Origin of the sequence: Aurantimonas marina (assembly GCF_017183135.1) — a bacterium.
GTDB lineage: Bacteria > Pseudomonadota > Alphaproteobacteria > Rhizobiales > Rhizobiaceae > Aurantimonas > Aurantimonas marina.
On record NZ_JADDXW010000025.1, the window covers coordinates 1 to 15,469 of the forward strand.

General features: G+C 59.5%; 16 protein-coding genes. 7 read left to right on the forward strand and 9 right to left on the reverse strand.

Annotation, left to right across the window (positions count from 1 at the left end; translation table 11 throughout):
• Positions 1–257: 257 nt before the first annotated feature.
• The 8 genes from ING15_RS18215 to ING15_RS18250 all read right to left on the reverse strand — a co-directional run bounded on the left by ING15_RS18215 (position 258) and on the right by ING15_RS18250 (position 8,889).
• Entirely contained in the window at positions 258–1,256 is a 999-nt protein-coding gene (locus ING15_RS18215) for a zinc-dependent alcohol dehydrogenase family protein (protein WP_206456274.1), read from the reverse strand.
• Positions 1,257–1,258: 2 nt separating this feature from the next.
• Entirely contained in the window at positions 1,259–2,743 is a 1,485-nt protein-coding gene (locus ING15_RS18220; protein WP_206456275.1) for a mannitol dehydrogenase family protein, read from the reverse strand.
• Between the two features lie 59 nt (positions 2,744–2,802).
• Entirely contained in the window at positions 2,803–3,576 is a 774-nt protein-coding gene (locus tag ING15_RS18225; protein WP_206456276.1) for an L-iditol 2-dehydrogenase, read from the reverse strand.
• Entirely contained in the window at positions 3,573–4,577 is a 1,005-nt protein-coding gene (locus tag ING15_RS18230) for an ABC transporter ATP-binding protein (RefSeq protein ID WP_206456277.1), read from the reverse strand. The genes ING15_RS18225 and ING15_RS18230 overlap by 4 nt, the downstream gene beginning before the upstream one ends.
• Before the next feature lie 9 nt (positions 4,578–4,586).
• Positions 4,587–5,417, reverse strand: a complete 831-nt coding sequence (locus ING15_RS18235; protein WP_206456278.1) for a carbohydrate ABC transporter permease — start codon at positions 5,415–5,417, stop codon at positions 4,587–4,589.
• A 14-nt stretch (positions 5,418–5,431) separates the two neighbouring features.
• Positions 5,432–6,298, reverse strand: a complete 867-nt coding sequence (locus ING15_RS18240; RefSeq protein ID WP_206456279.1) for a carbohydrate ABC transporter permease — start codon at positions 6,296–6,298, stop codon at positions 5,432–5,434.
• A 131-nt stretch (positions 6,299–6,429) separates the two neighbouring features.
• Positions 6,430–7,734 (reverse strand): ABC transporter substrate-binding protein, encoded by a 1,305-nt coding sequence (locus tag ING15_RS18245; protein ID WP_206456280.1) that lies wholly within the window; start codon positions 7,732–7,734, stop codon positions 6,430–6,432.
• Between the two features lie 129 nt (positions 7,735–7,863).
• Positions 7,864–8,889 carry a LacI family DNA-binding transcriptional regulator gene (locus tag ING15_RS18250; RefSeq protein ID WP_206456281.1) on the reverse strand — a complete coding sequence of 342 codons (1,026 nt, stop codon included), beginning with the start codon at positions 8,887–8,889 and terminating at the stop codon, positions 7,864–7,866.
• A gap of 153 nt (positions 8,890–9,042) precedes the next feature.
• On the opposite strand from ING15_RS18250, the gene ING15_RS18255 reads away from it, so the two are divergent.
• The 3 genes from ING15_RS18255 (at position 9,043) to ING15_RS18265 (ending at position 12,373) form a co-directional block, all read left to right on the forward strand.
• Positions 9,043–9,990 (forward strand): tagatose kinase, encoded by a 948-nt coding sequence (locus ING15_RS18255; protein WP_206456282.1) that lies wholly within the window; start codon positions 9,043–9,045, stop codon positions 9,988–9,990.
• A complete protein-coding gene (locus ING15_RS18260) occupies positions 9,987–11,258 on the forward strand; it encodes a D-tagatose-bisphosphate aldolase, class II, non-catalytic subunit (RefSeq protein WP_206456283.1) in 1,272 nt (423 codons plus the stop codon). The genes ING15_RS18255 and ING15_RS18260 overlap by 4 nt, the downstream gene beginning before the upstream one ends.
• Before the next feature lie 467 nt (positions 11,259–11,725).
• A complete protein-coding gene (locus tag ING15_RS18265; protein ID WP_206456284.1) occupies positions 11,726–12,373 on the forward strand; it encodes a transposase in 648 nt (215 codons plus the stop codon).
• Here ING15_RS18265 and ING15_RS18270 read toward each other — a convergent pair.
• Positions 12,260–12,913: a helix-turn-helix domain-containing protein gene (locus tag ING15_RS18270; protein ID WP_206456285.1), complete on the reverse strand. Its 654-nt coding sequence runs from the start codon at positions 12,911–12,913 to the stop codon at positions 12,260–12,262. The genes ING15_RS18265 and ING15_RS18270 overlap by 114 nt on opposite strands.
• Before the next feature lie 232 nt (positions 12,914–13,145).
• On the opposite strand from ING15_RS18270, the gene ING15_RS18275 reads away from it, so the two are divergent.
• From ING15_RS18275 to ING15_RS18290, 4 genes are read left to right on the forward strand one after another with little or no spacing between them, the layout of a single operon-like run.
• Positions 13,146–13,439, forward strand: coding sequence for a hypothetical protein (locus ING15_RS18275; protein WP_206456286.1), 294 nt, complete (start codon positions 13,146–13,148; stop codon positions 13,437–13,439).
• A gap of 11 nt (positions 13,440–13,450) precedes the next feature.
• Positions 13,451–13,828 carry a hypothetical protein gene (locus ING15_RS18280; RefSeq protein ID WP_206456287.1) on the forward strand — a complete coding sequence of 126 codons (378 nt, stop codon included), beginning with the start codon at positions 13,451–13,453 and terminating at the stop codon, positions 13,826–13,828.
• Between the two features lie 25 nt (positions 13,829–13,853).
• Positions 13,854–14,039 (forward strand): hypothetical protein, encoded by a 186-nt coding sequence (locus ING15_RS18285; protein WP_206456288.1) that lies wholly within the window; start codon positions 13,854–13,856, stop codon positions 14,037–14,039.
• Positions 14,036–15,460, forward strand: a complete 1,425-nt coding sequence (locus ING15_RS18290) for an APC family permease (protein ID WP_408628710.1) — start codon at positions 14,036–14,038, stop codon at positions 15,458–15,460. Before ING15_RS18285 ends, ING15_RS18290 begins: the two co-directional genes overlap by 4 nt.
• Positions 15,461–15,469 lie beyond the last annotated feature (9 nt).

Consider the following 15,469-nt stretch of genomic DNA (forward strand, 5'->3'; position numbering starts at 1 on the left):
AAGCTACCCATGACCACGGTGATGCCAGTGACGTGTAGGCATAGGCGGCGAGCGCGATGCCGGTGACCGCATCGTCGACGCGATTGCGGCGGTGGCGCACGGAAGACTCACGACCGCCGAAGTCACCGGTCACCTCGAATTCGCGCCGATTCCAGTGGGACTGTAGGCCTGTAGGCCGGCGACTTCGAACGTGGTTCTGCGGCGAATCTGAACGGGTGAGAAAATCACACCGGATTCGGATCAACCGCTGGCCGGTATCATTCGTCCATGACCGCCACGACCTTGAGTGACCCGGATGGGCGTTCGTGACCGAGAAACGGAACGATATCGCGCAAAGGCAGCCGATGCGAAATCAGTCGAAAAATCTCAGGTCCGATGGCATCAATAGTTTCGAGAGCCTCGGGGATGTTGTGATTGAGGGAATGTGCTCCTGCCAGCCGCAGCTGACGCCGAAAAATTTCTTGTGGTGATATCTGTATAGTTTTACCAGGCGGACAAACACCAAAAAATAAAACATTCCCGCCATTCGCAGCGTAATCGATCAATCCCTGAGCCACAGCGATCACACCTGTTGCGTCCACGACCAAATCCATTGACCGCGAATACTTCTCCAGATCGCGCGATCCGGCAGCGATCGCGTTCAACTGGAATGTCTCGGCCAGCGCAAGTCGGCTTTCATCCAGATCGACCATCGTAATGTCGCCAATCCCGCGCGTTCGAAGCGCCAGTGCCATCAACAATCCAATGGGGCCTGCGCCGAATATCAATGTGTTCTCTATTCTGTCGATGTCGACCGCATCAAGCCCGTTGAGAACGCAGCCTACCGGCTCCGCCAGGGCCGCGACCTCAAAAGCAAGGCTACCGATCCCAACGATATTTTTCTGGTTAACTGCGCTGTAATCGGCGAATCCACCATTCTTGGTGACCCCATAGGCGCCGAGATTTTCGCAGAGGTTGGTCAGCCCTTTTTGGCATGGCCGGCAGGTTCCGCAATGAAAATTCGGATCGACTACCACGTGATCGCCAATCGCGAACCCGTCTACGGCTACGCCCTTTGCGACGATTTCGCCTGTATATTCATGACCGGGAACGAGCGGAAATTTGGAGCTGCCATATCTGCCATGAAGGATGTCGATATCCGTGTGGCATATGCCGCTGGCCTTCACACGAATAATCACATCGTCTTCGGCGGACTCGGGATCCGGGATGTTTGCATATTCTGCTTTGCCCAAAGCCTCGTAGGTGATCGCATCCATATTCAGTTCCTCCGTCGGTCCGCCGATAAATAGGCCCCGAGCGTATTTGATGTCCCGTGCTGCCAAAGCATGTTGAGCCAGTGGGTGAACCGTGCGCGGAAATCTTCATTGGCCGCGACATCGCCATAGACGTCTGAAAGCGTCAGCCATTCGGCTGGATTTTCTTTTGCCTTTCGCGACAGCGCCACGAGGCGATCCCAGTGGGGATCGTTCGGCGCGATTTCGGCGCCGCTCTCCGTGACCCCGTAACAGTAACGGCACCAGAGCGCACATTCGAGCGCCAGACCGTCGAACTTGTCGCCCGCCTTCAAGGCATCGCGCAGAACGGGCACGACGAATTTCGGCTGGCGGTTATAGCCGTCAAGGCACAGGCGCTGCACTGTGTCGGCGATCTTCGGGTTGGAGAAACGCCGCTCGATAAGGTCAAAATATTCGAACGTATCGGTATCGGGAACTGGCGGCACCTGCGGCACGATCTCAGTCTCTTCGATCCTGCGCAGATATGCGCGGATAACGGGGTTCTCCATCGCCTGGTGGACGAAATGGATGTCCATAAGCCCGGCAGGATAGGCGATGATCGCGTGGCCGCCATTGAGCATGCGAAGCTTCATCAGCTCGAAAGGCATGACATCGGAGACGAACTGCACGCCGACTTCTTCCAACGGCGGGCGGCCGAGGGGAAAATTGTCCTCCATGACCCATTGGGTGAACCCCTCGCAAAAGACGGGCCAGCCGTCTTCAATGCCGTGTTCGTCCCGGCAGATTGCACGCTCGCGGTCGGACGTTGCCGGCGTGATGCGGTCGACCATGGAATTGGGGAATGCGACATTTTCCGCAATCCAGTCGGACATCGCCTGATCAGACATGGCGGCAAGGCTGCAAAGCGTGTTGCGGGTCACCTTGCCATTATGGGGAATGTTATCGCAACACATGACCGTAAAGGGCGGAGTTCCTGCATCACGACGCTTTTTCAGGCCAGCTATGACAAGGCCGAAAACGGTCCTCGGCGAGGCGGGGTTTTCCGCATCCGCCACGATTGCCGGATGGCTCGGATCGAAATTGTCGTTCGCATCCAGGAAATAACCACCCTCGGTGATCGTCAGAGAAACAATGCGGGTCCTGGGATCGGCGAGACCGGCGATGATCGCATCCGGACTGGCCGGCTCGATATAGTCTATCATCGAGCCAATGACATGCGCATCGCTGCGATCGGCCTCCTGTTCGACAATGGTCGTCAACCAGTCCTGCGCGCGCAGGACCGCGCGCGCGCGTCTGTCGCCCTCCAGCACTCCCGCGCCGACAATCGCCCAATCATGGCCCATCCCCTTGGAGAAAAGCTGGTCAAGATACGTCGCCTGATGCGCCCGGTGAAAATTGCCGATCCCGATATGAACGATACCGGGCGAAAGTTCCTCCCGGGAATAGGACGGTATCGCCACCGTCGCGCCGATCTCGTTCAGGTTCTTTAGAGACAGTTTCGTCGCCATCGCAACCCTCGACCCATGTTACTCGCGAACACATTGGTGCACGAAGAGCGCCTGTGCCCTCAGCTCATCCACTGGCCGCCATCGACATTGTACGTCTGCGACAAGATGTAGTCGGCTTCGGACGAGGCGAGAAAGATCGCCATGCCGGTCAGATCGTCAGGAGTGGCAAAGCGTCCGGCAGGCACGCCAGCCGCAACCTCAGCTTTCTTCTGGCCGGGCTTCTTGCCTTCCAGCGTGGCGAACATCGTGTCCACATGCGCCCAGTGTTCGCCATCGACGACCCCTGGGGCGATGGCGTTGACGTTGATACCATGCTTGATCAGGTTCAGCCCCGCCGACTGCGTCATGGAAATCACCGCAGCCTTGGTCGAGCAATAGACCAGCACGAGGCTTTCGCCGCGTCGTCCGGCCTGCGACGCCATGTTGATGATCTTGCCGCCATGGCCCTGCTTGATCATTTGCCTGGCGGCAGCCTGCATGGTGAAAAGGGTGCCGCCGACATTGACGGCATAAAGCTTGTCGTAGCTGGCGCGGGTGATGTCCACGGTTTCGGCAGCATCGAACAGCGCCGCGTTGTTGATCAGGATATCGAGCTTACCCGCCTTGGCCACGACAGCCGCGATGGCCGCGTCGATGCTATCCTGGTTGCTCACGTCGATCTGTATGGCATAGGCCGCATCGCCGATCTCCGCCGCGGTTTCCTTCGCTGCGTCGAGGTTGATGTCGGCGATGGCAACAATTGCGCCTTCGCGGACGTAGGCTTCGGCGAAGCCTCGGCCAATACCGCGCGCGGAGCCGGTGATGAGAGCGGATTTTCCTTCAAGGCGTTTCACGCGACGCGAAGTCCTTGAGTGTCGAACTTGTGAAGGTGTTCCATCTGCGGCGTCAGGTAGACGGTGTCGCCATGCTTCACGTCAACCTCGCCGCCGGCGCGCACCGTCAAGGGATCGCAACCGGGAATGCCGTGGATATGCATGAAGGTGTCCGAACCAAGATGTTCCGCGACGCCAACCGTGCCCTGCCAGGTGCCTTCGGTCTTGGAGATGTCGATATGCTCGGGCCGGATGCCGATCGTATGCACGCCATGCTTCGCGGCTTCCGGTCCGTCCAGCTGGTTCATCTTGGGCGAGCCGATGAAGCCGGCGACGAACTTGTTGCGCGGCGTGCGATACAGCTCCAGCGGGCTGCCCACCTGCTCGATCACGCCGGCCTGTAGCACCACAATCTTGTCGGCCATGGTCATCGCCTCGACCTGGTCGTGGGTCACGTAGACCATTGTGGTGTCGAGCTTCTTGTGCAGTTCCGAGATTTCCATCCGCATGCCGACTCGCAGGGCGGCGTCAAGGTTGGACAATGGCTCGTCGAACAGGAAGGCGGCGGGTTCGCGCACAATAGCCCGGCCGATGGCGACACGCTGCCGCTGCCCGCCCGAAAGCTGCCCGGGGCGACGGTCGAGATAATCGGTCAGGTTCAGCGCGGCAGCCGCCTGGGCGATGCGCTTGTCCTGCTCGGCCTGCTCCATCCCGGCCATCTTCATCGGGAAGGCGATGTTCTTCCTGACGGTCATATGCGGGTACAGCGCATAGGACTGGAACACCATCGCCAGCCCGCGCTTGGCCGGCGGCAGGCCGGTGGCGTCCTTGCCGTCGATCTCGATATTGCCGGCGGTGGTGTCCTCAAGCCCCGCGATCAACCGCAGCAGGGTGGACTTGCCACAGCCCGATGGGCCGACAAAGACCACGAATTCGCCGTCATCAATTTCCAAGTCCAGCGGCGGGATGACCGTGATGTCGCCGAAGGATTTCTTGACCTGCTTTAGCCGTATGCGTCCCATATCAACTCCTCACTTCACAGCGCCGAAGGTCAGACCCCGGACAAGTTGCTTCTGGCTGAACCAGCCCATGATCAGAATTGGCGCAATGGCCATAACCGAAGCGGCGCTGAGCTTGGCGTAAAACAGGCCCTCGGGCGCTGAAAAACTGGAGATGAACTTTGTCAGCGGCGCCGCGTCCACAGTCGTCAGCAGGATGGTCCAGAACGCCTCGTTCCAGGCCAGGATAATGTTCAGCAGGATCGTCGACGCGATGCCGGGCAAGGCCATGGGCGTCAGCACATACAGGATTTCGGACTTCAGCGAGGCGCCATCCATGCGCGCGGCTTCGAGGATCTCGCCGGGAATCTCGCGGAAGTAAGTGTACAGCATCCAGACGATGATCGGCAGATTGATCAGCATCAGCACCACGATCAGCAGGATCCGACTGTCCATCACACCCAGCCATTTTGCGATCAGCACCAGCGGATAAAGCACACCGACAGCGGGCAGCATCTTGGTCGACAGCATCCACAGCAGGACGTCCTTGGTTCGTTTTCCGGGAACGAAGGCCATGGCCCAGGCGGCCGGAACGGCAATCAGGATGCCGAGAAGGGTAGACCCCACGGCGATGATGATCGAGTTCGTCAATGCCAGCGGATAGTTCGACCGCTCCAGCACCGCGCTGTAATTCTCCGTGGTCCAGTTGAAGAAGAACCACACCGGCGGATCCGAAATCGCCGTCGCCTCTGACTTGAAGCTGGTCAGGAATGTCCACATGATCGGAAAGAAGATCAGTAGCCCCAGGCTCCAGGCCAAGGCCGTCCACATGATTTTCTTGCGAGGAGTAACTGCGCGAGCCATGTTCCGATCCTCCTCTATTTATCCAGGTTCTTGCCGACGATCCGCATCAGGAAGATCGCGACGATGTTGGCAAGGATGACGGCGATGATGCCGCCCGCGGACCCCAGGCCAATGTTCTGGCTTTCCAGCACGCGCTGATACACAAGGTAGGTCAGCGTTCGGGTGCCGAAGGCGCCGTTGGTGGTCACGAAGATCTCGGCGAAGATCGATAGCAGAAAGATCGTCTGGATCAGGATCACAACCGTGATGGCGCGGCTGAGATGCGGCAGGATGATGTACCAGAAACGGCTAAGCGCGGGCGCTCCGTCCATCTCCGCGGCCTCAAGCTGTTCGCTCGACAAGGACTGGACCGCGGTCAGCAGGATCAGCGTGGCGAAAGGCAGCCATTGCCAGGCCACGATCACGATAATCGAGAACAGCGACGATTGACTGAGGAAGTCATAAGGCTGCAGGCCCAGAAATTTATAGAGATAAGAGAAAAGTCCGTTGTCCACGTTGAAAAACATGTTCTTCCAGACCAGCGCCGACACGGTCGGCATGATGAAGAACGGCGCGATCACCAGGATGCGCACAATCCCTTGCCCGAACATCGGCTGGTCCAGCAGCAAGGCAAGGAGAATGCCCCCCACGATGGTGATCAACAGGATGCCGGCGACCATCCACAGCGTCGTGCCCACCGCACTCAGGAAAGACGACGATGTCACGAAGGATTCGTAGTTCCTGAAGCCGATCCAGGCGTCGAACACACCGCGCAGCGGGCGGTAGTCGGCGAATGAGAAGTACAGCGTCATGCAGAGCGGGACGAGCATCCACACCAGCAGAACGAAAACGGCGGGCGCGATCATGACGCGGGCTGCGGCTTTTGATTGCTGAGTTGCCACGACGAACCTCCTGTCAGCGGTTGGAATGCGGACCTGAGCTTGCCAAAACCCTGCCTGGGCCTGCGGAAGATCGGGACGCGGACCGGAACCGTGAAGGGCGGACCGATCGGTCCGCCCTTCGAAGTCCAGACTTAGTAGCCTGCGGCTTCCATTTCCTCGGTCGTCAGTTCTTGCGACTTAGCGAGAGCATCTTCGGCAGATTGCTGACCGGCCAGAGCCGAAGCGAACTGCTGACCAACCTGCGTGGCGATGCCGGCAAACTCGGGGATCGCAACAAACTGGACGCCGGTATAGGGAACCGGATCAACCGTCGGGTTGGTCGGATCGGCTGTGCCCATCGACTCCTTGGTCATCGCAGCGAACGGCGCCGCATTCAGGTAGTCTTCGTTCTCGTAGAGCGACGTGCGTGTGCCCGGAGGAACCGCGACCCAGCCCTTTGCATCAGCGACGAGCGCGGCGTACTCAGGACCCGTTGCCCAGTTGATGAAGGTCTTGGCAGCGTCCTGCTTCTCGGAAGAGGCTGGGATCGCCAAGGACCAGGCCCACAGCCAGTTGCCGCGCTTGCCCAGACCCGTGTCGGGGGCCAGCGCAAAGCCAACCTGATCAGCAACCGTCGAGTCGTCGTTCACTACGAACTGGCCAGCGGATGTCGCGTCGATCCAGATCCCGCACTTGCCCTGCTGGAACAGCGTGAGGTTTTCGTTGAAGCCGTTGTTGGCCGCACCGGCTGGGCCGGATTCTTCCATCATGCCAAGGTAGAAGTTGAGGGTTTCGGCCCATTTTTCGTTCTCGAACTGTGCATTCCAGTCTTCATCGAACCAGCGTGCGCCGAACGAGTTGGACATAGCGGTAATAAGTGCCATGTTCTCGCCCCAACCGGCTTTGCCGCGCAGGCAGATGCCGTTGATGTCGTTGGCACGGTCCGTCATCTTCTTCGCCGCTTCGCGAATGAAGTCCCATGTCGGCGCCTCCGGCATTTCCAGACCGGCTTTTTCCATCAGGTCCTTGCGGTACATGGTGAAAGAAGACTCGGCGTAGAACGGAGCCGCATAAAGCTCGCCATCGACCGACAGACCACCGCGGATCGCGGGAATCAGGTCGTCAACCTGGTAGTCAGCGGGTAGATCGTTCAAGGACACGAGCCAGTCGTTCTTGCCCCAGATCGGCACTTCATATGTCCCGATTGTCAGGATGTCGTAGGCGCCGCCGCCGGTCGAGATATCGGTCGTCACGTTCTGCCGCAGGACGTTTTCTTCCAGCGTCACCCACTCAACAGTGATGTCAGGGTGCTTGGCGTTAAAGTCGCCCATCAGACTCTGCATGGTGATCATGTCGCCGTTGTTCACGGTCGCGATGGTGATTTCTTCGGCAGATACGGCCGAAACGGCGACGAGCGACAGCGCGGATGCCGCGAATAGATTCTTCGCTAATTTCATTCCAAATTCCTCCCGTGGATTTTGCGAACTGCAGCAGAACACTAAATCTTCGCGGTCGCGAGTCAATAAGAAAATTTGCGCGCGTAAAATTCGGGAGAAAATCGTCGGTTATGCGCCGGAGTCCGGCAGCTAGGCCGACGACCGCAGAATCAATTTGCCTTCAAAGAGCGTCTCTTCACGTGAATCCTGCTTGCTGCCTGAATTCATGATTGCGAACAATTTCTCGACGCTGGTGTCGACAATTGCCGAGTAATCCTGGGAGACGGTCGTTAGCGCCGGGCAGGTAAAGCGCGACCAGGGATGGTCGTCATGGCCGGCTACCCGCATCGCGCAGCCTGATCCGCGCCCGACACGCAAACCCATTTCATAGGCGGCGGCCAAAAGGCCGATAGCGATACGATCATTACTGCACAGCACGGTGTTCGACGGTAGTTTGCGCTCGGAAATCAGCCGCTTTCCTTCCTTCAGGCCGACCTGCTCAAACTCCCATCCATGTTCTCCGACATGGATGATCTCGGGCGTCTGGCCCAACAGCTCCATCGCCCGGATATAGGCGCTCCGGCGCTTCATGGCGTTAGGGTTGACCGGCGGCATCTCGAAGAAACAAGGCGGTTCGCCGGTGCGGCACAAATAGTCTACGATCAGGCCAATGCTCTGGAAGTTGTCCGACCCGACAAAGACTTCGCCGATTTCCTGATTGCTGTCGAACGTCACCGTCGGCACATCTTCGGCAAACTTCCGCACGGCATCCAAATCCGATGCGCGTCCCAGGGGCGCGATCAGGGCCCCGGCCGGCTTAAGCGATCTCAACGTCTCCAGAGCATTGATCTCCAGCTGCCGCTGCCCGTGTGAACTGAACAGAATCGGCCAATACCCGGCATCGATGCAACGCCGCTCGATCATTCGAGCCATCTCAGCAAAGAACGGATCGGCGAGGTAGGGTACGATGATGCCGATATTCTTGGTCAGCTTTCTGTTCTGGTTCACGGCGAAAATGTTGGGCCTGAAATCAAATTGTTTCAAAGCCCGCTCTATCCGCTCCCGCGTGGTGTTGCGCACGCTGGCCGGGTCATTGAAATATTTCGAGACCGTCGGGCGGGATATCCCGCTCGCCGACGCAAACTCCTCCATCGTCTGGATTCTTGTGTCACCCATGTCACGATCCCTCCGGCATGGCGATCAGCGACTTAAGCGCGCGCGATCACAACGAATCAATGCCATAAATATTTACGCGCGTAAATATTTATCTTGACGCTGGGAAGATACTGAAGCAGCCTGTTGCCGTCATGCCGACTTGGAGGAATGGGATTGAAGGCAGTCGTTGTCATCGGGGAAATATTGGTTGAGATCATGGCCGACGCCGTGGGTGACGGCTTTCACGAGCCAATGGCTCTGAGTGGTCCGTACCCGTCCGGCGCGCCGGCCATCTTCATCGATCAGGTCGCCAAACTTGGCCAGCCTTGCGCAATTGTTTCAGCCGTCGGCGATGACGATTTCGGCCGCCTCAATCTCGATCGCCTACGGCGTGATGGCGTTGATGTGTCGTCCGTCCGGATCGATACCAATCGGCCGACCGGAAGTGCCTTCGTGCGTTACCGCAAGGACGGCTCACGGAACTTCATATTCAACATTCGCCATAGTGCGTGCGGATTTCTCCAGCACTCGGACACAATGGAAGCAACCCTTTCGAGTGCCGATCATTTCCACGTTATGGGCTCGTCTCTGTCCAGCCGGGAGTTCGTCGAGCTGAACGTCAAATCGGCTTTGTCGGTCAAGGCCCGAGGTGGAACTGTGTCGTTTGATCCCAACCTGCGCAAAGAGATACTCGATACGCCGGGCATGCGGGAAGCGATGATGCAAATCCTCGCTGCGACCGACCTATTCTTGCCGAGCGGCGAAGAGCTGACTTTGCTGACCGAGGCCACGGACGACAGGGATGCTGTCCGGGAGTTGCTGTCCATGGGCATGGAAGCGATCGTCCATAAGCAAGGCGCGGGGGGTGTCCAGTACCATGACGCCTCGCGCAACATCGTCGGTCCGGCCTTTCAGGTTGAAGAAATCGACCCTACCGGCGCCGGCGACTGCTTTGGCGGCGCCTTCATCGCGCTGTGGCTTCGCGGCATGGAGACAGACGCCGCGCTGAAAATGGCCTGCGCTGCCGGGGCTCTAGCGGTGACCCGCCGCGGGCCGATGGAAGGTACAAGCACGCTTGCCGAACTTGATGAATTCATGAACACAACGAAAAGGCTGTCATGACACAGACAGGTCTCGACCACCTCGCGGACCTGCGCCGAGCGGGAACGCCATGTGGCATCACCTCGGTGTGTTCGGCGCATCCGGTGGTTTTGCGCGCGGCGCTGCGCCACGGACGGGAAACCGGCGCGACGGTTCTTATCGAGGCGACCTGCAACCAGGTAAATCATCAAGGCGGCTACACAGGGATGCAACCCGCCGATTTTGCAGCCCTGGTTGGCAGAATCGCCGAAGAGGAAGGGTGTCCGGCCAAGCAGATCGTCCTTGGCGGCGACCATTTGGGCCCCAATCCGTGGCGTGATCAACCGGCCGAAGCCGCCATGGCTGAAGCCGAGAAAATGGTCGAAGCCTATGTCGCCGCCGGCTTTCGCAAGATCCATCTCGACGCCTCCATGGGCTGTGCGGGCGAGCCGGTGGCGCTCGACGACGACGCGACCGCCAAACGTGCCGTGCGGTTGGCCGCCGTCGCCGAGCGCACTGCCGCGGAACAGGGCGGCGAAATGCCCCGCTACATTATCGGCACCGAAGTGCCGCCGCCCGGTGGCGCCGACCATGCTTTGGACGAGATCACACCGACCGCGCCCGAGGCTGCCCGCATGACCATCGCCGTGCATCGCCAACACTTCGTCGATGCCGGTTTGTCGAAGGTGATGGACCGGGTCATCGGCATCGTGGTGCAGCCCGGTGTGGAGTTCGGCAATCACAATGTCATCGCCTATGACAGGAGCAAGGTGCAATCGCTGATCCGGATTCTCGATGATGAGCCCCGCTTCGTGTTCGAGGCGCATTCCACCGATTATCAGGGCACTGCCCCCCTGTCGGAACTGGTCGAAGACGGATTCCCGATCCTCAAGGTTGGGCCTGAACTGACCTTTGTATTGCGCGAGGCGCTCTATGCGCTCGACTTGATTGCGTCTGACTTGATTCCGGATTACGGCGACCGACCCCTGATGAAGGCGATGGAAGAGATCATGCTGGCGGCACCCGGCAACTGGAACCGTCACTACACGGGCGACGCTGCGACACAAGCAATGCTGCGCCACTATTCGCTGTCCGACCGGATCCGCTATTACTGGGCATCGAAGGCAGCAGAAGCCGCAGTCGCCCGTCTTTCCGAGCACTTGGACGGACAGACGGTTCCCCTGCCGCTGATGCGGCAACATCTGCCAGCAGCGACGCGGTGCGCCGACAAGCCACTGAACGTGCAGGCATTGCTGATCTGGCGGGTGAGCGAAAGCTTGCGATCTTACCACGCTGCCTGCCGGGTCTGAACAAGCTTCCGGTAAGGTGGCCGGAGTGGTGTTGTCACATTGACTATGTGAGACCGCGTGTTTCGGATGAAGCGGCGCAATCATGCGGCAGATGTCACGGTTTTCCGCCGCTGCCTTCGACGCATCGATCAAGCGTCGTATTTGGATGCGCGAAACGCGGATCCCGGTCGTGCACGGTTCGCGACGCTATCCGGTCGACGGGGCTGTACGAGCACACATCGCTACTGATCACGACAAACCTTAACTTCGCCGATTGGCCGCAGGTCTTCGGAGATGCCAGGCCGAGCATGACGCGGACGCCTCCCGAAACTGGCGGATTTCGCGCTGACGTGATTCACTGACCTCGCGCTTTCGGGAGGGGTCGGACGGCGGGACAGGTCGGGTTTTGGGACGTCCAGGATCGGCTTTCTCCGCCCTCGCGTCATGGCGATCCATTGGAGAAGCTCTCCGGCACGGTCGATTGCGAGATGTTCCGGGCGGACCTGGCGAAAGCAGTTCCCCGGCGCGATCGCAGCAGGGGCGGTAGGCCACCCTTCGATCCGGTTCTCAAATTCAGGATGCTGGTTCTCCAGGCGCTGAACGGGTTGTCCCTGGAGCAAACCGAGTTCCTTGTGAAGGACCGGTTGATCTGGATGCGGTTCTGCGGTCTTGGTCCCGGCGATGCGGTCCCGGACGCCAACACTCTGTGGGATTTCCGGGAAGCCTTGATTGCCGCCGATGCGCTCGACGCTTTGTTTGCCCGTCTCGACCGGGCGATCAGCGAGGCGGGCTATCTGCCGATGTCAGGTCAGATCATGGACGCCACGCTGGTCGCCGCGCCACGTCAGCGCAACACCGAGGACGAGAAGGCCAGGATCAAGGCCGGCGAGACGGTAAGGGAGATCTGGGAGGACAAGCCGTTCAAGGCGCGGCAGAAGGATACCGATGCACCACAGCAGCGTGCGCAATGCGTGTCATTGCGCCTGCCTGACTACCCCGTAGCCGGGTCGTGGCCGGACCGCTCAACCCCCTTGCGGGTAGGAGATCACCGAAAGATAGCGTGCGGGCAGGGAAACGAGGGTTTCCGGGCCGTGCGGCGCTTCGGCATCGAAGAACAAGCTGTCTCCCGGCTGTAGCAGGAAGACTTGCTTGCCATGACGGTACTCGACCTCGCCCTCCAGCATATAGAGGAGCTCGATTCCCCCGTGCTGGAAGGTGGGAAAGACGTCGGATTCGCGCGTGAGCGTGATGAGATAGGGCTCGACGGTCACGCCGCTGGCGTTGGGGCCGATATGACCCAGTAGGTTGTATTGATGTCCGGCACGGGTGCCGGCGCGCTCAATTTCGATCGCGTCGCCACTTTTGACGTGGACGACGGGGCGGTGCTCCTCGAACCGCGTAAAGAACGCCGTAATCGGGACATTCAACGTATTCGAAAGGGTCTGGAGCGTCGTCAGCGACGGTGAGGTCAAGCCGTTCTCGATCTTCGACAGCATGCCGATGGACAAACCTGTCAACTTGGCCAGTTCCGCGACCGTCATCGACTTCTGCAGGCGAAAGTTACGAAGCTCGCGGCCGATGGCAACTTCCAGCACTTTCTCACTGCGGTCGGTGACACGATGCGGATCCTGTCCAAAGGTCGGCACCGTACGGGCGGCGTTGTGACTCTCACTCATGGTTTAATCCCCAGAAAACGAACCGGCAATAATTTACTGACAGGAAACAGTTTGTCCAGCCGTTGTCGGGGAGATGGATAATCCACAACGGCAAAAGCGTTGGATTCAATATCAGAATCCCACTTCAGCTTTCTTACAAAGATATTTTGTTGCTTTTTAGGAAAAAATGATCCCAACATAGCTCTGCACGAGAGACGCAACGAAACTTTCGGCGAACATGGGGGGAGACTGCATGACCCAAAAGATGGATGACCGGATCCAGAAGATGTTCCGGGGCGACCTGCTGTTCGCCTGGACCTTCGTGGCCGTACTTTGGACGGCCGTGGTGTTCGTGTTTTTCAGCATCAGCGCTCTGATTGACAACGCGACGATCAAGACCGTCCTGCTCATCGGCGGCGGCCTGGTGCTGTTCTTCAACACGGCCGCGATCTTTGCGATGGGGCGGCATTACGCCCACGAAAAGCAATTCATCTACGGGCTCGACATCCGGCATCTCGACGAGATGCGCCGGATGCGCGGCAAATAAGGGAGGGCGCCATGCGCAAACATTATGAGCCGCCGCGGCAAAGTGGTCTCGGTCAATTCCTCGATTCGATCTTTCTTTTGGCGCTGGTCTACGTGGCGCTGTTCATTCCGCTGATCCTCGGACTGACCGGCGCCGGCAGCACGACCGTGACGCCGGCCGAGATTACCTGGGAGACGCTGGAGCAGAATGTCGTCATGCAGGCGCAGTGGGAGAAGCTTGGCTACACGCCGGAAACGGCCGCCGAGATGATCACCACGCGGTTCGACTACACCATCGATCCACTGATGCTGTTGCTTACCGCTGCGGTGATCCTGGGCTATTTCGTCTATTTGATCCGCATGTCCGACAAGGAATATCGCGACGTTATCAGCGAAAAATTCGACCTCTGAAACGAGGCAAAGGGGGAGGAAGCCAATGTGGGTTCTTTTGGAATATGCGGCATGGGCAGTGTCGGCGGCACTGCTCTTGTGGATGGTGATGGACGCCGTCCGGGTCAATCGCGAGTTCGATGAGGAAACGCTGATGTCGTCGCGCGAGGGGATCGACGAGCTTCTGGAGCATGGCGACGTGCCGGAAGCGCGCGGGGGGACAACTCGATGACCGACCAGATGGCGAACGGAGTGGCCACGGACGGCGCGATCGCGAAGGCCGCCGCGCCCGAGCGCATCGGCCTTCTGCGCGTGCTGGGGCCGGTGCATGTCTGGGCGCTCGGCGTCGGCATCGTGCTTGTCGGCGAGTTCATGGGGTGGAACTTTTCGGTCGGCAAGGGCGGCGCGCTCGGCGCGCTGATCGCCTGCTGGGTCATCGGCCTGCTCTATACCTGTGTGGCGATGATCGACTCGGAGGTCACCTCGACGGTCGCCGCCGCCGGCGGACAATACGCTCAGGCCAAGCACATCATGGGGCCGCTGATGGCCTTCAATGTCGGGCTCTATCTGGTCATGGCCTACACCATGCTGGAGGCCGCCGACGCCCTGATCGTGGGCGACCTGATGGCAATCCTGGCGGAGCAGACGGGATATGCGGACCTTGATCCCAGGCCATTCGTGGTGCTGATCATCGCGCTGCTGGCGTTTTTGAACTATCGCGGCGTGTTCATGACGCTGTCGCTGAATTTCGTCATCACGGCCGCCGCCTTCGTGTCGATCCTGATCCTCTTCATCGGCGTGCAGCCGTGGAATCCCGGCGCGGTCCTGCAGCACGCAGGCCTGTTGACCGATCTTCCCTATGGTTGGATCGGAGTGATCGCGTCGTTCCAGTTCGGCATCTGGTACTATCTGGGGATCGAAGGCACCTGTCAGGCGGCCGAGGAAGTGCGCTCGCCCAGCCGGTCGCTACCGCTTGGCACGATGACCGGTATCATGACCCTGCTGATCGCGGCGACCTTGACGTGGTACGTCTCCTCGGGGCTGCTGCCCTGGGAGTATCTGGGCCAGGCGGTCGTCCCGCTCTATGATGCCGCGCGCATGACTGGCAGCACGACGCTGCAGGTGTTTCTGTTCGTCGGCACGATGTTCGCGGCGACAGCCTCCGCCAATGGCTGCATCAACGACGCCTCGCGGGCCTGGTTCTCCATGGGACGCGACCGCTACATGCCCAATTGGTTCGGGGCGGTGCACCCGCGCTATCGCACACCCTACCGATCGATCCTGATTCTGATCCCGATCGCCGTGTCCTTCGCCTTCACCGGGCTCCTGGACCAGGTGATCACCTTCTCGATCCTGTCTGGCCTCCTGGGTTACACCTTCATGCCGATCAACATGATCCTGTTCCGGCGCAAATGGCCTCTGGGCACGATCCGGCGGGGCTATGTGCATCCGCTGCACCCCTTGCCGGCGATCGTGTTGATGGTGTTGTGCGTGACCACCTTCTTCGCGACCTATCTCGGCTTTGGAGCCCAACTGCTGGCGATGATGGCGTTCTACGTCGTGGCCTCGGTCTGGTTCACCATGCGCCGCTACAAATATGTCAGGCGGTCCGACCAGTTCACCATGAACTGGCCGAAGCCGGTCGGCTATTGAGGCGGGAGA